This window comes from Microbacterium sp. NPDC090014 (assembly GCF_044748285.1).
In the GTDB taxonomy this organism is placed as follows: domain Bacteria; phylum Actinomycetota; class Actinomycetes; order Actinomycetales; family Microbacteriaceae; genus Microbacterium.
In genome coordinates, this window is sequence record NZ_JBIVFS010000001.1 from 691,396 (window position 1) to 716,425 (window position 25,030).

Sequence of the window (25,030 nt, forward strand, 5' to 3'; positions counted from 1 at the left end):
CGCTCAGCCGAGCTCGAACAGGCGGGTGACGATCAGCGTCACCGCACCGAGAGCGGATGCTCCGAGAGCGATCGCGCGCGTGCGCCGGCGGTTGAGGAACCTGTTCACGAACCGCGACAGCACCACCCCCGCGACCGCGAACGGCGCCATCCAGGCCGCCGTGGCGAGCGCGTGCGTCGGCACCGCGCCCCACAGGAACAGCGCGACGAGCGACAGCGATGATCCGACGAGGAAGAACGCCGACATCGTGCCGCGCAGCCGCGGCCCGTCGGAGCCCTGCCAGATGATCGCCATCGGCGCCCCTCCGACCGACGTGGTCGTGCCCATGACGCCCGACAGCGCCCCGGCCACCGCCTGCGTCGTCCTCGTCACTCTCGGGCGCCAGCCCCGCAGCGAGACGACGACACCCAGCAGAACGACGACCGCGACCGCCCAGGAGAGCACGGTCGTCGACATCACGGTGACGAGACCCGCGCCGACGACGGTCCCGGGCACACGCCCCGCCAACGCCCAGCCGGCCCCGCGCAGATCGAGCGCCGCGCGATCCATCACCGCCACGATCAGCGTCACGACCATGGCCAGCATGATCACGAGCACCGGCAGCAGCGTCGTGTCGATCAGGGCGATGAACGGTGCGGCCAGCATCCCCATTCCGAAGCCGATCGAGCCCTGCAGGCAGCCGGCGACGAGGATGACGGCCCCCAGCAGCACGAACTCGAGCGGCGTCACCGCGGACTCAGCGACGCGGGGCGATCGAGCCGATCACGCGACGGCGCTTCTTGCTCTGCAGACGCCAGCGCTGGCCCGGGTCGGTCGCGAGACGCAGCCACGCGGCCAGGACGTTCGCGCACACCGTGGTGATGACGATCGCGAGACCGGGGAGTACCGACTGCCACCACGCCTCGGCGAGGTACTGGCGTCCCTGCGAGACCATGAGGCCCCAGCTGACATCGGGCGGCTGGATGCCGATGCCGAGGAAGCTCAGCGACGACTCGGCCAGCATCACGTAGCAGAACTCCAGCGTCGCCAGCGTGACCAACGTGGGCAGGACGTTCGGGACGATGTGGCGGAAGACGATGGCCTTGTTCGTGGCTCCGAAGTTCGTCGCGGCGTCGACGAACATCCTCGAGCGCAGCTCGGCAGCATCTGCTCGCGCCGTGCGCAGGTACAGAGGGATGCGGGTGATCGCGAGCACGAGCACGATGTTGGCCGCACTGGGGTTGAACACGTACAGGATCACGACGGCGAGCAGCAGCGAGGGGAAGCTCATGATGACGTCGGCGATGCGCATCGACACCGACTCGCGCCATCCGCGATGGAATCCGGCCCACATGCCCCAGATCGAGCCGACGACCGCCGACACGACCACGGCGGCCGCCGCGACACCGAGCGTGGTTCCCGCGGCGGTGATGATGCGGGCGAGCAGGCTGCGACCCAGCGAGTCGCTGCCGAGGACGTACTCCCAGCCGAGCTGGAAGCTGAACGGCGGCATGTTGCGCGCGCCGAGGTCCTGTCGCTGCGCCATCTCGCCGAACAGCGGCGGACCGATGATCGCGGTGAGCACGATGAACGACAGCACGATGGCGGCGGCGGTGGCGACCTTGTCCTTCAGCAGCAGCTGCCAGAGGTTGGCGCGACCCGACGAGCGGGCTCCGCGCGCCTTCTGCGTGAGGACGGTGACGGTCGATGCGTTGTCAGACATTCGTCAGCACCTCTGCCTTCGTGTCGGAGAGTGCCCCGGGACCGCGGCGACGGGCCTTGGCTCCCGAGGTCGGCCGCACGCGGGGATCCAGCAGCGCGTAACCGAGGTCGATGATGATGTTGAGGGCGAAGATCGCCAGAGCGGTGATCAGCACCGCGGCCTGCAGCACCGCGAAATCGCGCTGCAGGATCGAGTCGATCATGAGCTTGCCGATGCCCGGCCAGCCGAAGATCGACTCCACCACGACCGCGCCGTTGATGAGGCCGACGGTCAGGTCGCCGGCGACGGTCAGGGCGGGTGCCGCGGCGTTGCGCAGCGCGTGCTTCGAGACGATGTGCATCTGGCCGGCGCCGCGACTGCGGGCGACCTGGATGTACGGCTGCCCGAGCACGGTCACCATCGACCCGCGGATCACCTGGGCGAGCACCCCGACCGGTCGCAGCATGAGCGTCGCGACCGGCAGGATCCAGACGAGAGCGCCGGAGGTTCCGGAGGTCGGCAGCCAGCCGAGGGTGATCGCGAAGATCCAGATGCCGAGGATCGCCACCCAGAAGTCGGGCACGCTGGCCGCCGTCATCGAGAAGAAGCTCACGATGCGGTCGGCGATGCCGTTCGGCTTCAGCGACGCCCAGCTGCCGAGCACGATGGCGATGACGATCGCGAGGACCATCGTCACCGCGGCGAGCTGCAGGGTGGCGGGGAAGGCGCGCAGCGCCATCTCGGCGGCGGGTTCCCCGGTGCGCAGCGACTGACCGAAGTCCAGCTGCAGGACACCGAGGAAGTAGTCGCCCATCTGCTTCCACAGCGGCTGGTCGAAGCCGTTGCGGGCGGCGAAGTCCTCGCGCATCTGGTCGGTGGCGTTCAGCGGAAGGTACAGCTGCGACGGATCGCCGGTGAGACGGGCGAGCACGAAGACACCCAGTACGACGGCGATCAGCGGCAGCGCGCTCTGCAGGATCCGTTTTCTCAGGTAGGTCCACATGGTCGCCCGCCTCTCACTCTCGCTCGCGGTCAGCCCGCGAGCGAGACCTCCTTGATGCGCAGCTCGTCGCCGGTCGACGAGTTGGGCTCGTACGTCACGCGGTCGGCGAGACCGAGCATGACCGTCTGGTGCGCGATCGGGGCGAGGGCGACGACGTTCTCGCGCTCGTAGGCGAACACGTCCTCGTAGGCCGCCTGACGCTCATCGCCGGTCAGGGTGCGGGCCGTGTTGATGAGCTCGTCCAGACCCGGGTCGCCGAACTCGGCCTGCGCACCGCCCGTGAGCATGTACTGCTCGACCGTGAACTGCGCGTCACCCGCCTGGTTGCCGTGCTGGATGAGCATCGAGATGGGGCCCTCGTTCGTGACGAACGGGCTCAGCTGGTACTGCAGGTGCTGCGTGGTGTCGACCATGCGGAGCTCGACGTTGAGGCCGGCGGCGGCGAGCTGCTCGCGCAGGACCTCGCCGAGCTCGCTGACCTTCGGGAACTGCGCGGTGCGCACCGGCATGAGGATCTTCGTGTCCGTCGGGACGCCGTCAGCCGCAGCCTCCTCGACGAGGGCCTTCGCCTTCTCGGGGTCGTACTCCCAGGGCTCGAGGTCGGAGTTGAAGCCGACGATGCCCTCGGGGATCAGCTGCGCGGCGACCACGTCGCCGTCGGGGTAGAGGGAGGAGACGATGCCCTCGCGGTCGATCGCGTAGTTGATCGCCTGGCGGATGCGGATGTCGTCGAGCGGCGCCGTCTGCCCGGAGAAGCGCAGTGCGATCGTCTCGTTGTTCGGGTAGCTCACGCCGAAGTCGCCGATGCCGTCTTCGGCGCTGAGGCCGAGGGCGATGTCCGCCTCGCCGCTGGTGATCATCGCGGCACGGACGGTGCCCTCCGACCGCCACTGGTACTCGACCTCGGCGAACTGCGGAGCGTCGCCCCAGTAGTCGTCGTTGCGGTCGAGGGTGAGCTTCGTGCCGGCCTGCCAGTCGCCGATCGCGTAGGGGCCGGTGCCGATGGGCTCGCGCACGAACTCGGTGTTCGAGGTCTCGGGGGAGACGATCTCGATGAACGAGAGCTTCAGCGGGAGGATCGGGTCGGGGCTCGGGGTGCTCACGGTGAGGGTGGTGGCATCGGTGGCGGCGACCTCGAGGTCGTCGTCACCGAAGATGTAGCCCTCGACGTTGCAGCCGAGGTCGCCGTTCACGGCGCGGTCGATCGAGTAGGCGGCCGCTTCGGCGTCGAAGGGGGTGCCGTCCTGGAAGGTGACGTCGTCGCGGACGGTGAACGTCCACTCGGTGTCGCCGGTCTGCTCCCACTCGGTGGCGAGCAGCGGCTCGAGCTCTCCGGTCGACGGGTTGCGCTCGACGAGCGGCTCGGTCACCGTGCTGCGCACGACCACACCGGTCGACGTGAGGTTCGCGTCGCATGCCTCGAGCGTGGGCGGCTCCTGCGTGAGCACGACGCGGAGGGTGTCTTCGGGGCCACCCTCGCCGCCGCCTTGCGACTCCGAGTTCGCGACCGAGCAGGATGCGAGCAGTGCGATGGACGCGATTCCAGCGGTGACGGCGGATGCGCGGGCCGCTCTGCGTCGGGGGGAAGAAAGCTTCATCGGTTCCTCCAGGTAGGGGACGGCCGAGGCCCAGAGTGGTCGTCGGCTCGTTCAGAATGTCGCAGACCGCTTCCCGAGCGTCAACCGATGCGCGGCACGCATCGGCGAGCGGAACCGGGGCTCGGCGCTCGGCAGCGGTGGAGCGACATGCGGCGATCCGCGGGATTCCGCCGTTCTCGCCCGATGAATACAGCGGACGCATCAATCCATGCAACTTCGCTTATGGAACTGCATCGTTGACGGGTCGTAGTCTCGCGCCATGACGAACATCATCGATGCTCCCTCGCCCGTCGCCCCCGGCTCCGTCGCCCAGGCGGGGCCACTGCTCGACTCTCTCGAGCGGACGCTTCAGGACGAGTACTCCGTGGTGCGTCTTCCCGACGACCTCTCGACCCTCGATCCCGCGGATGCCGCGAAGGTGCGCGCCGTCGTCACGAGCGGTCGCAACGGTGTCCCGTCCGCTCTGATGGCTGCGCTCCCGAACCTCGAGATCGTCACCAACTTCGGGGTGGGCTACGACACGACCGATGTGGCTCAGGCGGTCGCACGCGGCATCCAGGTCACCCACACGCCCGATGTGCTCACCGACTGCGTCGCCGATACGGCCCTCGGGCTCATGCTCGACGTGTTCCGACGGTTCGGGGCATCCGAGAGGTTCCTGCGCGAGGGCCGCTGGGAGTCCGGCGGCTTCCCGCTGACGCGTCGGTTCTCGGGCAGCACGGTCGGCGTGCTCGGGCTCGGCCGCATCGGGCAGGCGATCGCCCGGCGCGCGGCGGCATTCGACGCGACGATCCTCTACACGACCCGACGCCCCGTCGAGGAGGTGCCGTGGGAGCACGTGGCTTCCGCCGTCGAACTCGCACGCCGATCGGACGTGCTCGTCATCGCGGTTCCCGGCGGCGCGGCGACCGTGGGGCTCGTGGATGCCGAGGTCATCCGGGCGCTGGGACCGGACGGGTTCCTGGTCAACATCGCCCGCGGCTCGGTCGTCGACGAGGACGCGCTGATCGCCGCTCTCGAGGCCGGTGAGATCGCGGGGGCGGGTCTCGACGTCTTCGCGCAGGAGCCGCACGTGCCCGAGCGGTTGATCCGCGACGATGTCACGCTGCTGCCCCACGTCGGCAGCGGAACGCACGAGACCCGGCGCGACATGCGAGACCTCACGCTGGCGAACCTCCGGGCGTACCTCGCAGGCGAGCCGCTCCCGACGCCGGTGCCGGAGATGTCTGCGCTTTGATGCAGGCGGCGCATTGATCTATCCACCATTTGGTTTGTAGGCGCATCGTTTCCCGCATAGCGTGACGATTGTTCAGATCCGAGCCGGACACCGGCGCGACACCCCAGGAGTGCACCGTGGCACGATTCACGCCCACCGAGCTGGCCGACCACCTTCGCGAAGGTCTCCTCTCGTTCCCCGCGACGGCATTCACGCCGGAGCTCGAGTTCGATGAGAAGCGCTACCGCGAGCACGTCGAGTGGCAGGCCGGATTCGGCGTCGCCGGTCTGTTCGCCGCCGGCGGCACCGGCGAGGGCTTCAGCCTCGATGCCGCCGAGTCGGCCGCGGTCGTCCGCGCGGCCGTGCAGGCATCCCGCCCCGAGGTGCCGGTGCTCGCGTCGGCCGGAGGCTGGACCCGCAACGCGATCGCGAACGCTCGTGCAGCCGAGGAGGCCGGTGCCGAGGGCATCCTCGTGCTGCCCCCGTATCTCACCGAGTGCGACCAGCCCGGTCTCGTCGAGCATGTCTCGGCGATCGCCGCAGCGACCCGTCTCGCGATCATCGTCTACAACCGGGGCAACGCGATCTACTCGGCCGAGACGATGGCGATCCTCGCCGACCGACACGAGAACGTCATCGGCTTCAAGGATGCGACGGCCGACATCGAGCACCTCGCCTCGGTCTACGTCCGCAACGGCGAGCGGCTGTTCTACCTGGGCGGGCTGCCGACGGCGGAGACGTATGCGCTGCCGCTGCTGCAGATGGGCATGAGCACCTACTCGTCCGCGATGTTCAACTTCGTTCCCGAGTTCGCCCTCGAGTTCTACCGGGACGTGCGTGCCCAGGACCGAGTCGCGGTGACCGAGAAGCTGGGACGCTTCGTGCTGCCGTACATCGCGATCCGCGATCGGGGCCGCGGCTTCGGCGTCTCGATCGTCAAGGCGGGGCTGCGTCTCACCGGACACGGCGTCGGACCCGTCCGCCCGCCGCTGCACGACCTGTCGGAGCAGGATGACGCCGACCTCCTGCAGCTTCTCGACCGCGCCGGGCTGCTCGAGTCCGTCCCCGTCTGATCCTCACCATCCCCACCCTCGACTCAAGGAGAGTGACATGACCGTTCCCGTCCTCACCGGGCATTCCTCGATCGCCGGGCGCTCCGTCGCCGGCACCGGCTCGGCTCTTCACGCCATCGCGCCCGACACCGACGAACAGCTAGATCCGCCCTACTCGCAGATCGACGTCGACCAGCTCCGCGAGGCGACGGCGGCCGCCGCCGAGGCGTTCGTGACGTTCTCGCGCCTCGAGCCCGAGGCCCACGCGGCCTTCCTCGAGACGGTCGCGGAGGAGATCGAGGCGATCGGCGACACGCTGATCGAGCGGGCGATGCAGGAGACCGGGTTGCCGCAGGCGCGTCTTCTCGGGGAGCGTGCGCGCACCACCGGGCAGCTGCGGCTGTTCGCCGAGGTCGTCCGAGCCGGCGAACACCGAGGCGTGCGCATCGATCCGGCGCAGCCCGACCGCACGCCGGTGCCCCGCGTCGACATCCGTCAGCGCAAGATCCCTCTCGGGCCGGTGGCGGTGTTCGGGGCGTCGAACTTCCCGTTCGCGTTCTCCACCGCCGGCGGCGACACCGCATCCGCCCTCGCAGCCGGCTGCCCGGTCGTGTTCAAGGCGCACAGCTCGCACCCCGGCACGAGCGAGCTCGTGGCGGCGGCGATCGCGCGTGCCATCGACGCCCATGGACTCCACCCGGGAGTGTTCTCGCACATCTTCGGCCCGGGCCGCAGCGTCGGACAGGCGCTCGTCTCCGACCCCGAGATCCAGGCCGTCGGGTTCACCGGCTCCCGCGAAGGCGGTCTCGCCCTCGTGCGCGCCTCGCAGGCGCGGCCGGTGCCGATCCCCGTCTACGCCGAGATGAGCTCGGTGAACCCCGTGTTCATCCTGCCCGGCGCTCTGCGCGGCGATGTCGGAGCGCTCGCCGCGGGGTACGTGCAGAGCGCGACCGGATCCAGCGGGCAGCTGTGCACGCAGCCCGGAATCGTCTTCGTCCCGCGGGGCGCGCAGGGCGACGCCTTCCTGCAGGCCGTATCCGAGGCGCTGCGCGCGGCCACAGGGCAGACCATGCTCTCGCCGAGCATCGCCGCCGCGTGGCGCGAGGGCGTCGAGACGAGGGACGCCAACGCGGAGATCCTCGCGAGGGGATCCGACGGAGAGGGTCCGCATGCTCCCGCGCCGGTGATCCATGCCGCCGACCTCGGATCGTTCAAAGAGAACCACGTGCTGCACGAGGAGATCTTCGGTGCGGCATCGCTGGTGGTGCGGTACGGCGATGTCGCCGAGCTGGTGCAGGCGGCGTCGCGTCTGGAGGGTCAGCTGACGGCCACGCTGCAGCTCAGCGCGGACGACAACGAGCTCGCGGCGGCGCTGCTGCCGGTGCTCGAGCGCAAGGTCGGACGCATCCTCGCGAACGGCTGGCCGACCGGGGTCGAGGTCGGGCACGCCATGGTTCACGGCGGACCGTTCCCGGCGACGAGCGACTCGCGCACCACGAGCGTCGGGACTCTCGCGATCGAGCGCTTCCTGCGGCCCGTCGCCTATCAGAACATCCCCGACGAGCTGCTGCCCGAGGCGCTGCGCGACGCCAACCCGTGGCACGTCCCGCGCTTCATCGACGGGCGGCGCGAGGCGTCCGCATGAGCGCCGCTCCCACCGTCGACAGAGTCGAGGTCGTTCCGGTCGCCGGCCACGACTCGATGCTGTTGAACCTCTCGGGCGCGCACGGGCCGTTCTTCACACGCAACATCGTCATCGTGACGGATTCGGACGGACGCGAGGGTCTCGGCGAGGTCCCCGGCGGAGAGCCGATCCGCCGCACCATCACCGAGGCCGGCGAGATGCTCTCGGGCCAGCCGGTCGGCCGATACCGTTCGCTGCTGCGGTCGATCGCGACGCGCTTCGCCGATCGCGACGCCGGTGGCCGCGGGCTGCAGACGTTCGACCTGCGCACCACCGTGCACGCCGTCACCGGCATCGAGTCGGCGCTTCTCGACCTCCATGCGCAGCACCTCGGCGTGCCGGTCGCCGAACTGCTCGGCGACGGTCAGCAGCGCGACAGCGTGCCGATGCTGGGCTATCTGTTCTTCGTCGGCGATGCCGACAGGACCGACCTCCCCTATCTGCGCGAGAGCGGCGACAGCTGGGAGAGCGTGCGACGCGAAGAGGCGATGACGGCCGAGGGCGTCGTGCGCCTGGCCGAAGCCGCCCAGCAGCGCTACGGATTCTCGGACTTCAAGCTCAAGGGCGGCGTGCTCGACGGAGAGATCGAGGCCGACGTCGTGACCGCCCTCGCCGAGCGCTTCCCCGAGGCGCGCATCACGCTCGACCCGAACGGCGGGTGGCTGCTGGAGGATGCGGTGCGCATCGGTCGACGACTGCGCGACGTGCTCGCCTACGCCGAGGACCCCTGCGGCGCCGAGGGCCGGTTCTCGGGCCGAGAGGTGATGGCGGAGTTCCGGCGGCGCACCGGACTGCGGACCGCGACGAACATGATCGCGACCGACTGGCGCGAGATGGCGCACGCGATCCGATCGGATGCCGTCGACATCCCGCTCGCGGACCCGCACTTCTGGACCATGGCAGGGTCGGTGCGCGTCGCGCAGCTGTGCAACGACTTCGACCTCACCTGGGGCTCGCACTCGAACAACCACTTCGACATCTCGCTGGCGATGTTCACGCAGGTCGGTGCCGCCGCGCCCGGCGAGATCACGGCACTCGACACGCACTGGATCTGGCAGGACGGTCAGCAGCTGACGGTCGATGCACCGCAGATCCGCGACGGCGCGGTGCGCGTGCCCGACCGGCCGGGGCTCGGTGTGACGATCGACCGCGTGCGGCTCGCCGAGGCCCACGAGCTGTATGTCGAGCACGGGCTCGGCGCCCGTGACGACGCGATCGGCATGCAGTACCTCGTGCCCGACTGGCAGTTCGACAGCAAGCGGCCCGCCCTCGTGCGCTGAGGCGCGTCCGGGTGGATCGCTACTCGAACCCGCCGGTCAACCGTCCCCGCATCCGCTGACTGCTCTCGTTCATCCCGACGATCTCGACGCTCTTGCCGAGCGCTGCATACTTCGTCTCGATCGCATCCAGGGCGGCGACGGTCGACGCATCCCAGATGTGCGATCCCGAGAGGTCGATCACGACATGCTCGGGGTCGTCGGGGTACTCGAAGAGGGTGGTCAGGTCGTTGCTCGAGGCGAAGAACAGCTCGCCGTTCACGACGTAGCGCGCGACGTCGCCCGAGACCGAGCGGTCGACCGAGCGCTCGACCGACACGAAGTGCGCCACCCGCCGCACGAACAGCGCGGATGCGACCAGCACCCCGCCGACGACGCCGACCGCGAGGTTGTGGGTGAGGAGCACGAGCACGACGGTCGCCACCATCACGAAGGTCTCGCTCTTCGGCATCCGCTTGAGGGTCGACGGCTTCACGCTGTGCCAGTCGAAGGCGCCGATCGCGACCATGATCATCACGGCGACGAGGGCGGCCATCGGGATCGTGCCGACGAAGTCGCCGAACACGACGACCAGCAGGAACAGGAAGATGCCGGCGCAGAACGTCGAGATGCGGGTGCGCGCCCCGGACGCCTTGACGCCGATCATGGTCTGGCCGATCACCGCGCATCCGCCCATGCCGCCGAAGATTCCGGAGAGCATGTTCGCCACGCCCTGCGCCCACGACTCGCGCGTCTTGTTCGAGTGGGTGTCGGTGATCTCGTCGACGAGCTTGGCGGTGAGCAGTGACTCCATGAGCCCGACCAGCGCGACCCCGAGGGCGAACGGAGCGATGATCGTGAACGTCTCCCAGGTGAGCGGCACGTTCGGGATGAACAGCTCGGGAAGGCTCTTCGGCAGCTCGCCCTGATCGCCGACCGTCGGCACGGTGATCGCGAACGCCAGCACGACACCGGTCACGATGACCACCGACACGAGTGGCGCGGGCACGACCCTGATGATCCTGGGCATCACGATCATCACGACGATCCCCAGTGCGACCAGCGGATACACCAGCCACGGCACGTCGATCAGCTGCGGGAACTGCGAGCTGAACACGAAGATGGCGAGCGCGTTCACGAACCCGACCATGACGCTGCGTGGGATGAATCGCATCAGCTTCGCGACGCCCAGCACCCCGAGGAGCACCTGGAAGATGCCCGCGAGGATCACGGTCGCGATGAAGTAGTCCATCCCGTAGGTCGGAGCGACCGGTGCGATCACGAGCGCGACGGCTCCGGTCGCCGCGGTCACCATCGCGGGGCGCCCGCCGAGGAACGCGATCGACACCGCCATGATGAACGACGAGAACAGCCCCACCTTCGGGTCGACGCCCGCGATCACCGAGAACGCGATCGCCTCGGGGATCAGCGCGAGACCCACGACCAGGCCCGCGAGCACCTCGCGCGTCAGCATCCGCGGACTCTTCAGCGCCTGGAGGACAGTGGGATTCGCCCGATAGTGGGCGCGATCGTCGACCGCGAGTGCAGACATGGGGATGCTCCAGAGAAGGTGCCCGGGGATGGGGCAGACGTTCCAGCGTAAGACCTCGGTCTCGATGCGGAGGATTTCTGCAGTACGGAGGGCGGATGCCGGGAATCGGCCCTCCGCATCGAGGATCCCCTCCCGATCGGCGGGGTCGCGGGGGGGTGGCGAGATCGCGAGGTCATTGCGAGCAGGTATCTGCGTGTTATGTGCAGCAGTATGACAAGGGCTGGGCGCGTTGGGATTGTCAAGATGCTCCGAGATTTTGCGCGCACCCGGTCTCGGGCGGATACTCATCCCATCCGCGCCGCCCTTCTCGGCCGGGGAATCGACATGCACAGCACCCCTGTTCTCGCCCCTGACACGACCATCGCCATCGTCGGCGCCGGTCGTCTCGGCGGCGTTCTCGCCCGGGCCCTGCGTGCAGCGGGCTTCGGCGTCCTCGGCCCGCTTCGTCGCGACGACCGGATGCCGGATGCCGATATCGCGCTGCTCTGCGTTCCCGATTCGGCGATCGCAGCCGTGGCCTTCGCCGCGCGACCGCATGCTCGACTCGTCGCGCACGTCTCAGGTGCGACGCCGCTCGCCGACGTCGACTTCAGCATCCACCCGCTGCAGACCTTCACCGGCACCGAGACGCCCGAGGTCTTCCGCGGAATCGGCGTCGCGGTCGACGGCCGCACACCCGAGGCGCTCGCGGTGGCCGAGCAGCTCGCCGCAGCGCTCGGTGCGACACCCTTCCGCGTCGACGACGCCCACCGCGCGGCGTATCACGCGGCCGCATCCTTCGCCTCGAACTTCGTGCTCACGGTGCTCGACGCCGCCGAGCGCCTCGCGGCTCCCTCCGGGCTGGATCGCGCCCACCTCGCACCGCTCGTGCAGCAGACGGTCGACAACTGGGTGGCATCCGGCGCGGCATCCGCCCTCACCGGTCCGATCGCTCGCGGCGACGAGGCGACCGTCGCGCGGCAGCGCGCAGCATCCGCCGACTTCGCCGACCTCTTCGACGCACTCGCCGCCGCCACCCGAGCGGTCGCCGACAGAAAGCCCCGGTCATGAGAATCCTCCGTACGATCGCCGAGGTGCGCACCGCGGTTCGAGACGCCCGCGCTGACGGCGGGACTGTCGGGCTCGTCCCGACCATGGGCGCCTTCCACGAGGGGCACCTCTCGCTCATGCGCGCGGCGAGGGCGCAGAACGACCTCGTCGTCGTCTCGCTCTTCGTCAATCCGACCCAGTTCGCCGCGAACGAAGACCTCAGCACCTACCCCCGCGACGAAGCGCGTGACGCCGCGCTCGCTGAAGCGGAGGACGTCGACATCCTCTTCGCCCCCGAGCCGGCCGAGATCTACCCCGACGGCTTCGCCACGAACATTCACGTGGCGGGCATCACCGAGGTGCTCGACGGCGCGAGCCGCGGCCCCCACCACTTCGACGGCGTCGCGACCGTCGTCACGAAGCTGTTCGGCATCGTGCAGCCCGACGTCGCGTACTTCGGGCAGAAGGACGCGCAGCAGGTGCTCGTCGTCCGGCGGGTCGTGCGTGACCTGAACCTCGATGTGCGCATCGAGGCGTGCCCCATCGTCCGCGAACCCGACGGACTCGCCATGAGCTCGCGCAACGTGTACCTCGACGCGGATGCTCGCGCCCGGGCGACCGCGCTGAACCGTGCGCTCGACGCGGCGGATGCGGCGCACCGTTCGGGCGACGGCGACGGTATCGGCGATGGCGATGGCATCCTGTCCGCTGCCCGGGATGTTCTCGCCGAGGCGGGAATCGACGTCGAGTACCTGGAACTCCGGGATGCCGAGACGCTTCAGCCCGTCACCCGCATCGACCGCGACGCCCTGCTGCTCGTCGCCGCCCGTGTCGGCGCCGCCCGATTGATCGACAACCACCTGCTGAGAGGGTTCACGCCATGAGCGCCCACGCCGCCCCGACGAAGCGACTGACCCTGCGCGATCTCGACGCCAAGAAGCATGCCGGCGAGCCGATCGTCATGGTCACCGCGTACGACTTCCCGAGTGCGCAGATCGTCGAGGAGGCCGGCGTCGACCTGGTGCTCGTCGGCGATTCGGCCGCGATGACCGTGCTCGGCTACGACAGCACCGTGCCCGTCACGATCGACGAGATGCTGATGCTGACGAAAGCCGTGCGGCGCGGACTCACGAAGCCACTGCTCGTCGGCGACCTGCCCTTCGGTTCGTACGAGGCGTCGGATGAGCTCGCCCTCGCGACCGCGCAGCGCTTCATCAAGGAGGCCGGCGTCGACCTGGTCAAGATCGAGCGCGGCGGCACCACGGTCGACCGTGCTCGAGCGCTCGTGAATGCCGGCATCCCCGTCGTCGGCCATGTCGGACTCACGCCGCAGACCGCGACCTCGCTCGGCGGATACCGGGCCCAGGGACGCACCGCCGAGGCGGCGCTCGCCGTGATCGACGACGCCCTCGCGCTGCAGGATGCCGGAGTCTCGCTGCTCGTGATCGAGGCAGTGCCGTCCGAGGTCACCGCCGCTCTCGCGCCCCTGCTGCGCATTCCGCTGATCGGCATCGGAGCCGGAGCGGATGCCGACGGCCAGGTGCTCGTCTTCCACGACCTGCTCGGCATCTACGCCGGCGGGGCCGCCAAGTTCGTCAAGCGCTACGCCGATGTGCGCGGTGTGTCCATCGCGGGGGTCGCGGCCTATGCCGACGAGGTGCGAGGCGGGCAGTACCCGGCGCCCGAGCACGGCTACGGGATGCCCGAGGGCGAGGCCGCGCGACTGCGCGACCTGCTCGCGCGGCGGTAGGCGTCGGCCTCCGGGGGGCTCGACGCCCGGCATCCAGTGCTGTCCTTCTCTTGCTGGCCATCGTCGATGCGGAGGAGATCTGCGATGCGGAGGGCCGTATTGACGATCCCATCCTCCGGTGCGCTGTTCTCCTCCGCACCGTAGGTGCGCTGCGGCCGTCGTGGCGGGGTGCCGCAGCCGTGCGGCCCGCGCGCTGCGAAGGAGAAATGCGCTTCCGAAGGAGAGAATCCCGGGATCTGGCCTTCCGAAGCGCAGAACTCCTCCGTTGCGTGGGTGCGTGTGTGTGTGTGTGTGTGTGGGTGCGTGGGTGCCGCGACGAAAGAGGTCCCCTCACGCCTCCCAGCGCAGGATGTCGCCGGGCTGGCATTCCAGCACTTCGCACAGTGCGTCGAGGGTCGAGAACCGCACGGCTTTCGCCCGCCCGTTCTTCAGCACGGCCAGGTTCGTCGGCGTGATCCCGATGCGCTCGGCCAGCTCGCCGACACCCATCTTGCGTCGCGCCATCATCACGTCGATGTCGACGACGACGGGCATCAGATGACCTCGTTGTCGAGCTCGGACCGCAGCGCCTGCGCCTCGACATCGCGGTCGATCGCCTGCCGCAGCAGCGCCTTCATCACCACGACCAGCAGGGCGACGCCGGCGAGCACCACGCCGGCTCCGCCGATGAGCGCGACGAGACCCGGAGCTGCCGAGCCCGGAGCGAGTATCGCCGCGAGGATCCACAGAAGAGCCGCGGCCACGAGGATCGCACCGATGATCACGTCGATGTAGCGGAACGACGAGGTCGAGAAGATCGATCCGCGACGCACCTTCGTGAGCAGCAACCACACGCAGACGCCGAAGACCTGCAGAGTGCCGACCCCGAGGACGACGATCGACACGAAGGCGATCCGTCCCCACAGCTCTTCCTCGGCGAGGTCGAGCCACAGCAGCGGCACGATGAGCGCCTGCACGGCCACGGATCCGACCAGCGCCAGCGCGATCACGACCCGCAGCACGATGATCGTCGACTTCGCCATGACTCCACCTCTCATCGAACAACAGCAGAAATCTATCGTTAATCGTTCGATTCGGCAAGGTGGATGTGCGGGGCGCGTTCGATGCGGAGGAGATCTACGGAAGGGAGGATCAACTTCGCGAGTTCGTCCTCCGGTGCGCAGATCTCCTCCGCTACGCAGGTTTGCTCCGGATGCCGGGGCCGGGCGCGCTCGGAAGGAGATCGCGCCTACCGAAGGAGATATCGGCGACATCCCTCCTTCGAGGCGAGAGATTTCCCTCGCAGTGAGGGTGGATGCGGGAGGGCAGCGCGCGCTCGGAAGGAGATCGCGGCTACCGAAGGAGGTGTCGCCGTCATACCTCCTTCGAGGCAAGAGATTTCCCTCGCGGTGGGGGTGGATGCCGGAGGCGGCGCGCGCTCGGAAGGAGATCGCGTCTACCGAAGGAGGTGTTGGCGGCATCTTTCCTTCGAGGCGAGGGGTCTCCTTCGCAGTCGGTGGGATGCCGGGGGCAGCGCGCGCTCGGAAGGAGATCACGCCTAACGAAGGAAGTGTCGCCGGCATCCGTCCTTCGGAGTGAGAGGGCTCCTTCACAGTCGGTGGGATGCCGAGGGCAGCGCGCGCTCGGAAGGAGATCGCGTCTACCGAAGGAGGTGTCGGCGGCATCTGTCCTTCGGGGCGAGAGATCTCCTTCGTACTGGGGGTGGATGCCGGAGGCGGCGCGCGCTCGGAAGGAGATCGCGCCTACCGAAGGAGGTGTCGGCGGCATCTGTCCTTCGGAGCGAGAGATCTCCTCCGCAGCGAGAGATCTCCTCCGCAGCGAGAGATCCCCTCCGACGCGAGAGACCTCCACCCAACAGAGAGCCGCTACTCCGCCCGACGCACCCGCAGCACCAGTGCGATGAGCGCGAGCGCGATGACCGCGACGCCGTACCCGACGCACACGGCGCCGAGTCCGAAGACTCCGACCAGCATCCCTGCGATGACTGCGGGCACGCCGAAGGCGAGGTAGGCGAGCAGGTAGATCACGGCGAACGTGTCGGCGCGGTCGGTCGGGGGGATGCGGGGTGCGAGTGAGGCGACGACTCCCGAGAAGGCGGTGCCGAATCCCATGCCGGTCACGGCGGTCGCGGCGAGGTAGAACGGAAGCGACCCGGTCGCGAGCGCCCAGAGCGACAGTGCAGTGCCGACGGCGAGGGCCGCGGTGCCGAAGATCACCGAGGTGCGCGGGCGCCGGTTGCGGAAGAGGAATGCGGTGACCGCGCCGACGCCGGCCAGCATCGCGACCGCGAGTCCCTGCCAGACGTGCGCCTCACCGCCGAGCTGGGTGCGCACGATGTTCGCGCCGAGTGAGAGGAAGAGCCCACCCGTCGCCCAGCCGGCGATGATCGCGGGGGCTCCGCGCCAGAAGTCCGAGCGGATGCCGGCCGGCACCGACAGTCGGAAGCTCAGCGACGCGAGTGCTCCCGGCCGCAGCGGAGCGGTCTCGGGTGCCAGGAAGAAGAGCCCCGCGAGCACGATGTACACGGCGGTCAGGGGTGCGAAGACGTCGAGCAGCGGCTGTCCGGTCACGTCCAGCGCGATGCCCGAGACGAGCGCGCCGAGGGCGAGGCCGATTCCGGGGCTGAGCGCGTTCCACAGTGCGGCGACCCTCGAACGGCCACCGGGGGCGAGGTCGAGCGCGGCGGCCGAGAGGGCTGCGATGAGCACGCCACTCGCCGCCCCCTGCAGGATGCGGGCGAGCATGAGCGTGGCGACCGTATCGGCATGCCAGAACAGCACCATGCTCGCGGCGAGCACCAGGAGACCGCCGATCGCGACCGGTCGCCGCCCGACATGGTCGGAGAGCGAGCCTGCGGTGAGCAGGGCGAGCAGCAGGGCGACCGCGTAGACGGCGAAGACGGCGCTGATGACGATCGCGTCGAATCCGATCTCTGCGGCGAGCACGGGGTAGAACGGCGACGGCGCACTCGCGCCCATCATCATCGCGATCTGCGTCACAACGGCCAGCGCGAAGCCGAAGCGCGGGCGACGGATCCGAGGTGCCGTCGCGGTCGTGTCGATCGGTGACGTGGTGGTCATGAGTGCTCCCGCGGTATCGGTTCGAGATTCATCGAACTATCGGAGCGTACTCGCGATTCCGCGATTGTTCAACTATTCTCGAACCATGCCAGGCGAACTCCCGCACCCCGAGCGATCCGAGATCCAGCTCACCGACGTGCTCTTCGCCCTCAGCGACCCCGAGCGTCTGGCGATCGCGCGACAGCTCGCCGACGGCCCGCTCGACATGGCCGAATGCCACGCGACCGACCCGAACCTGCCGAAGTCCACCAAGTCGCATTTCATGAAGGTGCTGCGCGAAGCGGGCGTGATCCGCAACGAGCCCAACGGCCGGCGACGGATGCTGACGCTGCGACGCGCAGAGCTCGACGAACTGTTCCCCGGCCTGCTGGAGTCCGTGCTGCGTTCGTGACCCGCAACCGCGCAGGCGGGAGCCCACCGCCTCAGCGGAAGTACGACGCGCCGTTCAGGTCGAGCACCGTGCCCGACGCCCACACCGCGGTGGGCGAGGTGAGATAGGCGACGGCATCCGCCACCTCTTCGGGCGTGCCCACCCGGCCGAACGGACTCTGACCGCGGATGCTGTCGCCCTGCTCTCCTTCGAGCTTCGCCGTCTGCCGGTCTGTCGCCACCATTCCCGGAGCGACCGAGGTCACAGAGATGCCGTGGGGTGCGAGCACCAGCGCCATCGATTGCCCGAACGCGTGCAGTCCTGCCTTCGTCGCGGCGTACGCGGGGTGGTCGGCCTCTCCGCGGAACGCGCCGCGTGACCCGATGTTGACGATCGATCCGCCGCTGCCCCGCTCGATCATGTGCTGAGCGACGAGCATCGTGACGTTCGAGGCGCCGAGCAGGTTCACCGAGGCCATGGCAGACCAGGCGCGCTGCCACTCGGAATACGTCGTCGAGTCGACGCGATGCTCGTTCGCCGCGCTCGGGGCCACGGCTGCATTGTTCACCAGGATGTCGAGTGAACCCAGGGCTGTGATGCCCTCCTCGACCACGCGCTGCGCCTCCGCCGGATCCCCGAGGTCGCCGCCCACGATCGCATGGTCCGAGCCTTCGAGCGAGGCGAGGGTCTCTTCCGCGGACGCGCGATCACGGCCGTAGTGCACGACGACCCGGTCGCCCCGTCGGGCGAAGGCCTGCGCCACTGCGCGGCCGATGCCGCGCGAGCTGCCCGTGATCAGCGCATGCGCCATCTCAGGACGCGACCTGCGTGCGACCGACCGCATGCACCGCCGGCTCGATCTCGGACCACACCGAGTCCAGCGAGAGGTGGAGCACGCCGGCGATCGCGGCGATGGTCGAGAAGGCGGGGGTCGCCACGCGACCCGACTCGATCTTGCGCAGGGTCTCGGGCGAGACCCCCGCCTCGAGGGCGACGCTCAGCATCGATCGCTCACCGCGCGCTCGCCGCAGCAGTGCGCCGAGGCGCTCGCCCCGCTCGACCTCGGCGGGAGTCAGGGGCATCCGAACCATCATGAGCCCATTGTAATACCGGGATAGTATTACCGGTATAGTTATTGGAATGACCGATGGCGAGCTGTGGAGAACCCCATGATCGAGATCCTGAACCGCGACGAACTGGCTCGTGCACGAGACGCGGGCGCCCTCGTCGGCGGCATCCTCCAGTCCCTCAAGGAGCGAGCCGCGGTCGGGGTGAACCTGCTCGACCTCGACCGCTGGACGAAGCAGATGATCGAGGATGCCGGTGCGCAGTCCTGCTACGTCGATTACGCCCCCTCCTTCGGCCGGGGGCCCTTCGGCCACTACGTCTGCACTGCCGTGAACGACGCGGTGCTGCACGGGATGCCGCACGACTACGCCCTCCTCGACGGCGACCTTCTCACTCTCGACCTCGCCGTCACGCTCCGGGGGATCTCAGCGGATGCCGCCATCAGCTTCGTGGTCGGCGACGGTGCGGCATCCGCCGACCTCGACATGATCGACGCGACCGAGCGTGCGCTGGCCGCCGCGATCGCCGCAGCCCGACCCGGCGCGCGCATCGGCGACCTCTCTCACGCGATCGGCACGGTGCTCGGCGACGCGGGCTACCCGATCAATCTCGAGTTCGGCGGCCATGGCATCGGTTCGACGATGCACCAGGATCCGCACGTCGCGAACGACGGACGCCCCGGCCGCGGCTACAGACTGCGCCCCGGCCTGCTGCTCGCACTGGAACCGTGGGTGATGGCCGACACCGACCGGCTGGTCACCGACGACGACGGCTGGACGCTGCGCAGTGCGACCGGATGCCGCACAGCCCACACCGAGCACACCATCGCCATCACCGAGACCGGGGCCGAGGTGCTCACGCTGCCGCGCTGACCCTCGTCACTTCGTGCGCGAGCCGCTCCGCACCCGACGCACAGCGCGGCCGGCCAGATCCTTGAGCCGGCCGCCGGGGTACTGCCTGCGCAGCTCGACGGCGCCGCCGCGTCCCGCGACCGGCGTGCACGTGCGGCCGGCGAGCAGGGGTGAGCGTCCCGCGGCGGCGAGCGTCGCAGCATCCGCTCGGAGGGGGACGTCGAAGGTCCACCCCGCCCGTCGCACGGTCACGAAGAGCTTCGCCCCGCGCGACTCGTCGTCGGGCCGGAACACCTTCAGCGGGTCGATCGCGATGCGGAGGGAGTCGAGGCTGCGTGGGTGGAGGTTCGCCACGCGACGCTCGATCGCCGCGGCCTTGTCGCGCCACACCAGCTCGACGTGATCGTTGGACATCTCCCGCTTGGCTTCGAGAAGACCGGTCGGAAGGCCGTCCATCGCGATCGGCAGTGACGTCATGACGCCCGTGCCCGGCTCGAACTCGAGTGCGTCCTGCCCGTCGCGGGTGATCGAGACATCGACGGTCAGATACAGTCCTCCGCCCCGCGACCACCGTGCCGACGTCACCACCGCCCGGCAGGTGAGCTCGGCCTCGAACCGCGCGAACGTCAGCAGGTCGGCGCGTCGATCGGCTCGCAGCAGTGCGGCCCGGATGCGGTTCGGAAAGGCCAGGCCCCCGTCGACGCCGGGTCCGAAGCGCCGTCGCGCGAGCGGGATGACGACGTCGAGCAGTCGCTGGCGATACTCCTCGGGGTACCCGGCGTACTTCTTGCCCGACACCCTCTTGAGGATTTTGCCGCGGAACCAGTGCCGCAGCAGCCGGTCGCGCAGTCGCCCCGGTTCGGTGTACCGCTCGACGAGATCGAGCACGGCCTCGAGATGCGGGAAGTACGTCTCGGGTTCGATCCGCGACGAACTGGCACTGCCCGCGTGCTTGACCCACGCGTAGCAGGGGCGGCTGGCGAGGATCGAGATCGTCGACGCCTCGAAGTACGCCCTCATCACGAACAGATGGTCTTCGAGGCGCACCTTGCCGTCGGGGAATCGGATGCGCTTCTCGCGCAGGAACGAGGTGCGGAACATCTTGTGCGGCGTCAGCATCTCGAGCAGCGGATCCTCGCCGAGGCGCGCACGGGGGATGTCGCGGCGGAAGATGCGACTCGGAAGCCGCCGGCCGATGCCGACCTCCCTGCCGACCACGACATCGGATGCATGCTCGTCGGCGTAGTCGCAGAGCGCCTCGAGGGCGCCGTCGTAGAGCCAGTCGTCCTGATCGACGAACTGGATGTACGTGCCGCGCGCATCGTCGATCCCGTGGTTGCGCGGTGTTCCCGGCCATCCTGAATGCGGCAGATACGCGACGCGCACGTAGGGACGATCACGCGCGATCTCGACCAGTCGAGCCGCCGTCTCCTCACCGGAGCCGTCGTCGCAGAGCAGCACCTCGAACCGGCCGCGATCGAGCGTCTGCCGATCGAGAGACGCGATGAGCTCGTCGAATGCCGCTCCCGGACGGAACACGGGAACGACGACGCTCACTCTGATCGAAGTGGACGGTGGGGAAACGGCAGGGGAAGACGACATCGACGGCAGTCAAACATCGTCGGCTATGGAGCGCACGGGGCTTGCTTTCAGCGCCGTGTGCGTGCAGTGCGTGCGCCGTGTGCGTGCAGTGCGTGCGGCGTGTGCGTGCTGTGCGTGTCAGTGGGATCGTGCGTGGGCCGCCGCGCGGCCACGGAGGAAGCCGATGACGCCGTCGTCGTCGGCGAGCGCGATCGCCCGCGCGTAGGCCTCACCGGCATCCTGTCCGGCCTCGGCGAGCAGCGCCGCCCGAGCCGCCCAGTACGGCTGGAATCCCTCTGCGTGGGCCGGAAGTGCGGCGAGGCCCGCCTCGGCTCCGTCGATGCGTGCAGTGACGACGGCGGCCGCGACCCGGGCACCGAGGGTCGGAGAGACCGCGAGAAGCGCGGCATACAGCATCCGCAGCGAGTCCCAATCGGTCGCCCCCGTGCGCAGCCGATCGCAGTGCACCGCCTGGATCGCCGCCTCGAGCTGGAATCGTCCCGGCGCACCGGTCGGCCGCGCTCGCCGCAGGTACGCCTCGCCCTCGGCGATCAGCGCCGCATCCCAGGTCTGAGGATCCTGCTCGTCGAGGGGGGTGAACTCGCGAGAGCGCCGCGCGAGAGTCAGCGTCGTGAGGGCGGCCAGCCCCCACGCCTCGGGCTCGTCATCGAGAAGCCCCGCCAGAGTGACGGCCAGGTACTGCGCCTCGCCCGCCATCGACTCGGCATCGCCGCGCCAGGTGAGCGCGGCGCATCCGTAGACCGCCTCCAGCACAGCGGGCAATCGTTCGGGCATCGAGCGGCGGTCCGGAATCGCGAACGGGATGCGGGCATCTCTGATGCGTCGCTTCGCCCGCACCAGGCGCTGTGCCATCGCCGTCGCCGGAACGGCGAACGCGCGCGCGACCTCGGCCGCCTCGAATCCGAGCACGGTCTGGAGCATGAGCGGCGCGCGCACGGCCGGGTCGATCGCCGGATGCGCGCACACGAACAGCAGTTCGAGTCGCTTGTCGCCGATCGCGAGCGGATCATGGTCGGCGAGCGGATCGACGCGAGCGCTCTCCTCGGCGAGGGGAGCGGATGCCGTCGCCGCGGCCGACTTCCACACGTCGCGCAGCCTGTTCCTCGCCACGGTCATCAACCACCCTTCCGGGTTGTCGGGCACTCCGGCATCCGGCCAGCGCCGCAGCGCCTCTTCGAACGCTCCCGACAGGGAGTCCTCGGCGAGCGCGAGGTCGCCGGACCGCGCCGCGAGCAGCGCGACCAGCCGGCCGTAGGAGGTCCGCGCCGCACTCTCTGCAGCGGCCCGGACCCCCTCGGGGATCATCGGTTCGGAGTCCAGACGCCGTCGACCGTGAACACGGCACCCGGGCGGATCTCGACCGCACCCCAGAACGCCGGCGGGGCCTGGCGGGCGAATCCGATCGCGGCATCCAGGTCGGGCACGTCGATGACGACCGTGCCGCCGAGCTGCTCTTTCGTGTCGGCGAACGGGCCGTCCTGCACCTGCAGCGCGTCATCGCGCACGCGAACGGTGGTGCTGACGGCCGACGGCTGCAGAACCTCGGCCGAGACGAGCACCCCTGCCGACTGCAGGGTGGCGGCGTAGCTCGCGAATGCGGCCTGGCCTTCTGCGAGCGCCTCGGCGCCCAGAGTCTCGGCATCGAGCTCTTCGTAGTGCAACAGCAGTGTGTAGCGCATGTCTCTTCCTCACTGTTCGACGGTCAGCGTACAGAGAGATGACGTTCGAGCAGCAGGCCGATCGACACATCCGCCGAAGTTCACCTTCCGGGCCGAGACTCCCACCCCACACTCAGCCTTAACGATATATCGTTGACTATCGCTCACCACTTCCGGGAGGTCATCATGAACAACGCATTCCCCTCGAACCCGTTCGGCGGATCCGGCTTCGGCTCGGGCCAGGGCGGACCCGCATCCGCGATCTTCGATGCCATGGAGCAGCTCCGCAAGTCCTTCGAGCAGCGCCCCAGCGGCGGCTCGCGCATGGCGAAGGGCGACGTCCGCACTGCGGTGCTGTCGCTGCTCACCGAGAAGCCGATGCACGGCTACCAGATCATCAACGAGATCGCCGATCGCAGCGGCGGATCGTGGAAGCCGAGCGCAGGCTCGGTCTACCCCACCCTGCAGCTGCTGGCCGACGAGGGCCTGATCGAGGCTCAGGAGCAGAACGGTCGCAAGACCTACTCGCTCACCGAGGCCGGCCGCGCCGTCGCCGCCGAGCACACCGAGACCCCCGCCCCGTGGGAGTCGCAGTCGAAGAGCGAGGGCTCGCACGACAACCCCCGCTACAGCGCACTGCCCAAGGCGGGCGTCGACCTCGCGGCGGCAGCCGCGGCCGTCGGTCGCAGCGGCAGCACCGAGCAGGTGCAGCAGGCGGTCGAGATCCTCGACGAGGCCCGCCGTAGGCTGTACTCGATCCTCGCTCAGGACTGATCGCACACGACACAGGGACGACACATGACGGATGCTGCGGCGCAGGGCGCCCATCGTGCCCGGTACCGCCGCATCCTGTCGTTCGCGGCGCGCGAGTTCCTCAAGGTCTGGTGGTTCGAGCTCGTGCTGCCGCGCTTCGGCATGAGCTCGATCGCCGAGCGCACCCGGGCGCCGCGCATGCAGCGCTTCGCGAAGCGGTTCCACGTGCTCGCGGTCGAACTCGGCGGCCTCATGATCAAGGTCGGGCAGTTCATGTCGTCGCGCCTCGACGTGCTGCCGCCCGAGATCACGAAGGAGCTCGAGGGACTGCAGGACGAGGTCCCGGCCGTGCCGTTCGCCGACATCCGTGCGGCCGCCGAGGCCGAACTCGGCCGTCCGCTCGCGGAGGCCTACGCCTGGTTCGATGAGACGCCGGTGGCTGCGGCATCCCTCGGCCAGGCGCACCGGGCCCGCCTCTCCGCACAGGATGCCGTCGACACCGGTCTCGGCGACGTCGTCGTCAAGGTGCAGCGCCCCGGCATCGACGAGATCGTCGCGGTCGACCTCGCGGCACTCCGCCGCGTCGCCCGCTGGGCGATGCGCGTGCGACTGGTCGCCGATCGGGTCGACGCTCCCGGCCTCGTCGAGGAGTTCGCGCAGACCAGCCTCGAGGAGATCGACTACCTGCACGAGGCCGCCAGCGCCGAGCGCTTCCGTGAGAACTTCGCCGGCGACCCGCGCGTCAGCGCCCCCGAGATCGTCTGGGAGCGGTCGACCCGGCGCGTGCTCACGCTCTCGGACGTCACCGCGATCAAGATCAACGACACGGATGCTCTGCGGGCAGCCGGCATCGATCCGGCAGAGGTCGCCGACGTGTTCGCCGAGGTCATGTTCGACCAGGTGTTCACGCACAGCTTCGTGCACGCCGACCCGCACCCGGGCAACATCTTCGTGACACCCGAGGCCGACTCGACGACCGGGCGCAACTTCCGCCTCACCTTCATCGACTTCGGGATGATGGCCGAGGTGCCCGACAACCTCCGCGACGGTCTGCGCACCCTGCTGATCGCGGTCGCCGGTCGCGACAGTCGAGGCCTGGTCACAGCGGCCCAGGAGATCGGCGTGCTGCTGCCCTCCGCCGACACCGCCGAGCTCGAACGGGCGCTCCGCGCGCTGTTCGCCCGCTTCGGCGGCATGGGCTTCGCCGAGCTCAGCAAGGTCGACCCTCGGGAGTTCACCGACTTCGCCGACGAGTTCGGCGACATGGTGCGTTCGCTTCCGCTCCAGCTGCCCGAGAACATGCTGCTGCTCATCCGTGCGGTGTCGCTGACCTCGGGCATGTGCTCGAGCCTCGATCCGTCGTTCAACGTGTGGGACGCCGCCGAGCCCTACGCCGGCCGCCTGCTGCGCGACGAGTCGGGCAACCTCATGCAGGACATGGCGCAGCAGGCCATGGAGACCGCTGCCGTCACCTACCGCCTGCCGAAGCGGATCGACGCGATCATCACCCGCGTCGACGACGGCAACGTCACCTTCGACACCTCGGCCCTCGAGCGCCGCCTCGACCGGCTCGAGGGCATCGCCCGCCGCATCGGATCGGGCGTGCTGTTCGCCGCGATGCTCGTCGGAGGCGCGCTGCTCGTCACGCCGCTGCCGCCGCTCGGCATCACCCTCATCTGCGTCTCGGCGCTGCCCCTGCTGCACTCGGTGTTCGGCGGTCGTCGCTCGCGCTGATGCGCCCGGAGTGCTCGCGCTGATGCGCCCTGGTGCTCGCGCTGAACGCGTTCTGGTGCTCGCGCTGACGCGCCCGGAGAACCCGGAGCATCC

The 25,030-nt window shown here is 69.3% G+C and carries 24 protein-coding genes; 11 read left to right on the plus strand and 13 right to left on the minus strand.

Annotated features, from left to right (window positions below):
* Nucleotides 1–3: 3 nt before the first annotated feature.
* Genes ACIPV5_RS03360 through ACIPV5_RS03375 form a run of 4 tightly spaced genes read right to left on the minus strand, consistent with a single transcriptional unit; the run spans nt 4 to nt 4,282 of the window.
* Nucleotides 4–729, minus strand: coding sequence for a sulfite exporter TauE/SafE family protein (locus ACIPV5_RS03360; RefSeq protein ID WP_363519108.1), 726 nt, complete (start codon nt 727–729; stop codon nt 4–6).
* 7 nt (nt 730–736) lie between these two features.
* Nucleotides 737–1,702: an ABC transporter permease gene (locus tag ACIPV5_RS03365; protein WP_053098433.1), complete on the minus strand. Its 966-nt coding sequence runs from the start codon at nt 1,700–1,702 to the stop codon at nt 737–739.
* Nucleotides 1,695–2,684, minus strand: a complete 990-nt coding sequence (locus ACIPV5_RS03370; RefSeq protein WP_056510877.1) for an ABC transporter permease — start codon at nt 2,682–2,684, stop codon at nt 1,695–1,697. The genes ACIPV5_RS03365 and ACIPV5_RS03370 overlap by 8 nt, the downstream gene beginning before the upstream one ends.
* Nucleotides 2,685–2,713: 29 nt before the next feature.
* Nucleotides 2,714–4,282 carry an ABC transporter substrate-binding protein gene (locus tag ACIPV5_RS03375; protein WP_400339735.1) on the minus strand — a complete coding sequence of 523 codons (1,569 nt, stop codon included), beginning with the start codon at nt 4,280–4,282 and terminating at the stop codon, nt 2,714–2,716.
* Between the two features lie 259 nt (nt 4,283–4,541).
* Between ACIPV5_RS03375 and ACIPV5_RS03380 the strand changes: the two genes are divergently transcribed.
* The 4 genes from ACIPV5_RS03380 (at nt 4,542) to ACIPV5_RS03395 (ending at nt 9,514) form a co-directional block, all read left to right on the plus strand.
* Entirely contained in the window at nt 4,542–5,519 is a 978-nt protein-coding gene (locus tag ACIPV5_RS03380; RefSeq protein ID WP_372984997.1) for a 2-hydroxyacid dehydrogenase, read from the plus strand.
* A 116-nt stretch (nt 5,520–5,635) separates the two neighbouring features.
* Nucleotides 5,636–6,571 (plus strand): 5-dehydro-4-deoxyglucarate dehydratase, encoded by a 936-nt coding sequence (locus tag ACIPV5_RS03385; RefSeq protein ID WP_053098437.1) that lies wholly within the window; start codon nt 5,636–5,638, stop codon nt 6,569–6,571.
* Between the two features lie 37 nt (nt 6,572–6,608).
* Entirely contained in the window at nt 6,609–8,195 is a 1,587-nt protein-coding gene (locus tag ACIPV5_RS03390) for an aldehyde dehydrogenase (NADP(+)) (RefSeq protein WP_400339738.1), read from the plus strand.
* The gene (locus ACIPV5_RS03395; protein ID WP_400339741.1) at nt 8,192–9,514 is read left to right on the plus strand and encodes an enolase C-terminal domain-like protein; all 1,323 of its coding nucleotides are present in this window, start codon (nt 8,192–8,194) and stop codon (nt 9,512–9,514) included. The genes ACIPV5_RS03390 and ACIPV5_RS03395 overlap by 4 nt, the downstream gene beginning before the upstream one ends.
* 19 nt (nt 9,515–9,533) lie before the next feature.
* Here the strand turns inward: ACIPV5_RS03395 and ACIPV5_RS03400 are convergent, their stop codons facing one another.
* Entirely contained in the window at nt 9,534–11,042 is a 1,509-nt protein-coding gene (locus ACIPV5_RS03400) for a SulP family inorganic anion transporter (RefSeq protein WP_400339744.1), read from the minus strand.
* A 324-nt stretch (nt 11,043–11,366) separates the two neighbouring features.
* On the opposite strand from ACIPV5_RS03400, the gene ACIPV5_RS03405 reads away from it, so the two are divergent.
* From ACIPV5_RS03405 to panB, 3 genes are read left to right on the plus strand one after another with little or no spacing between them, the layout of a single operon-like run.
* Entirely contained in the window at nt 11,367–12,092 is a 726-nt protein-coding gene (locus ACIPV5_RS03405; protein ID WP_400339746.1) for a DUF2520 domain-containing protein, read from the plus strand.
* Nucleotides 12,089–12,955 carry a pantoate--beta-alanine ligase gene (gene panC, locus ACIPV5_RS03410; RefSeq protein ID WP_400339747.1) on the plus strand — a complete coding sequence of 289 codons (867 nt, stop codon included), beginning with the start codon at nt 12,089–12,091 and terminating at the stop codon, nt 12,953–12,955. Before ACIPV5_RS03405 ends, panC begins: the two co-directional genes overlap by 4 nt.
* Nucleotides 12,952–13,821 (plus strand): 3-methyl-2-oxobutanoate hydroxymethyltransferase, encoded by an 870-nt coding sequence (gene panB / locus ACIPV5_RS03415; protein WP_053098442.1) that lies wholly within the window; start codon nt 12,952–12,954, stop codon nt 13,819–13,821. Before panC ends, panB begins: the two co-directional genes overlap by 4 nt.
* A 330-nt stretch (nt 13,822–14,151) precedes the next feature.
* Here panB and ACIPV5_RS03420 read toward each other — a convergent pair whose 3' ends face one another.
* From ACIPV5_RS03420 to ACIPV5_RS03430, 3 genes are all read right to left on the minus strand, one after another.
* A complete protein-coding gene (locus ACIPV5_RS03420; protein ID WP_042540715.1) occupies nt 14,152–14,355 on the minus strand; it encodes a helix-turn-helix transcriptional regulator in 204 nt (67 codons plus the stop codon).
* Nucleotides 14,355–14,843 carry a DUF2975 domain-containing protein gene (locus ACIPV5_RS03425; protein WP_400339751.1) on the minus strand — a complete coding sequence of 163 codons (489 nt, stop codon included), beginning with the start codon at nt 14,841–14,843 and terminating at the stop codon, nt 14,355–14,357. Before ACIPV5_RS03425 ends, ACIPV5_RS03420 begins: the two co-directional genes overlap by 1 nt.
* 843 nt (nt 14,844–15,686) lie before the next feature.
* Nucleotides 15,687–16,901, minus strand: coding sequence for an MFS transporter (locus ACIPV5_RS03430; protein ID WP_285363704.1), 1,215 nt, complete (start codon nt 16,899–16,901; stop codon nt 15,687–15,689).
* Between the two features lie 85 nt (nt 16,902–16,986).
* Between ACIPV5_RS03430 and ACIPV5_RS03435 the strand changes: the two genes are divergently transcribed.
* On the plus strand, nt 16,987–17,292 hold the full coding sequence (locus ACIPV5_RS03435) for a helix-turn-helix transcriptional regulator (protein ID WP_053098447.1): 306 nt from the start codon (nt 16,987–16,989) through the stop codon (nt 17,290–17,292).
* Nucleotides 17,293–17,323: 31 nt separating this feature from the next.
* Here ACIPV5_RS03435 and ACIPV5_RS03440 read toward each other — a convergent pair whose 3' ends face one another.
* Nucleotides 17,324–18,082, minus strand: a complete 759-nt coding sequence (locus ACIPV5_RS03440) for an SDR family NAD(P)-dependent oxidoreductase (protein WP_400339754.1) — start codon at nt 18,080–18,082, stop codon at nt 17,324–17,326.
* A 1-nt stretch (nt 18,083) separates the two neighbouring features.
* Nucleotides 18,084–18,362 carry a helix-turn-helix domain-containing protein gene (locus ACIPV5_RS03445; protein ID WP_056277652.1) on the minus strand — a complete coding sequence of 93 codons (279 nt, stop codon included), beginning with the start codon at nt 18,360–18,362 and terminating at the stop codon, nt 18,084–18,086.
* A 78-nt stretch (nt 18,363–18,440) separates the two neighbouring features.
* Here ACIPV5_RS03445 and map point away from each other — a divergent pair, with 78 nt between their 5' ends.
* Nucleotides 18,441–19,211, plus strand: coding sequence for a type I methionyl aminopeptidase (gene map, locus ACIPV5_RS03450; RefSeq protein WP_187249009.1), 771 nt, complete (start codon nt 18,441–18,443; stop codon nt 19,209–19,211).
* Nucleotides 19,212–19,217: 6 nt separating this feature from the next.
* Here map and ACIPV5_RS03455 read toward each other — a convergent pair whose 3' ends face one another.
* The 3 genes from ACIPV5_RS03455 to ACIPV5_RS03465 form a co-directional block, all read right to left on the minus strand.
* Entirely contained in the window at nt 19,218–20,747 is a 1,530-nt protein-coding gene (locus tag ACIPV5_RS03455; protein WP_400339756.1) for a glycosyltransferase family 2 protein, read from the minus strand.
* Nucleotides 20,748–20,909: 162 nt separating this feature from the next.
* Nucleotides 20,910–22,097 carry an RNA polymerase sigma factor gene (locus ACIPV5_RS03460; protein WP_400339758.1) on the minus strand — a complete coding sequence of 396 codons (1,188 nt, stop codon included), beginning with the start codon at nt 22,095–22,097 and terminating at the stop codon, nt 20,910–20,912.
* Entirely contained in the window at nt 22,094–22,471 is a 378-nt protein-coding gene (locus tag ACIPV5_RS03465) for a YciI family protein (RefSeq protein ID WP_053098451.1), read from the minus strand. The genes ACIPV5_RS03460 and ACIPV5_RS03465 overlap by 4 nt, the downstream gene beginning before the upstream one ends.
* Before the next feature lie 165 nt (nt 22,472–22,636).
* Between ACIPV5_RS03465 and ACIPV5_RS03470 the strand changes: the two genes are divergently transcribed.
* The gene (locus tag ACIPV5_RS03470) at nt 22,637–23,224 is read left to right on the plus strand and encodes a PadR family transcriptional regulator (protein ID WP_053098452.1); all 588 of its coding nucleotides are present in this window, start codon (nt 22,637–22,639) and stop codon (nt 23,222–23,224) included.
* A gap of 24 nt (nt 23,225–23,248) precedes the next feature.
* On the plus strand, nt 23,249–24,937 hold the full coding sequence (locus ACIPV5_RS03475; RefSeq protein WP_053098453.1) for an AarF/ABC1/UbiB kinase family protein: 1,689 nt from the start codon (nt 23,249–23,251) through the stop codon (nt 24,935–24,937).
* Nucleotides 24,938–25,030: the final 93 nt, after the last annotated feature.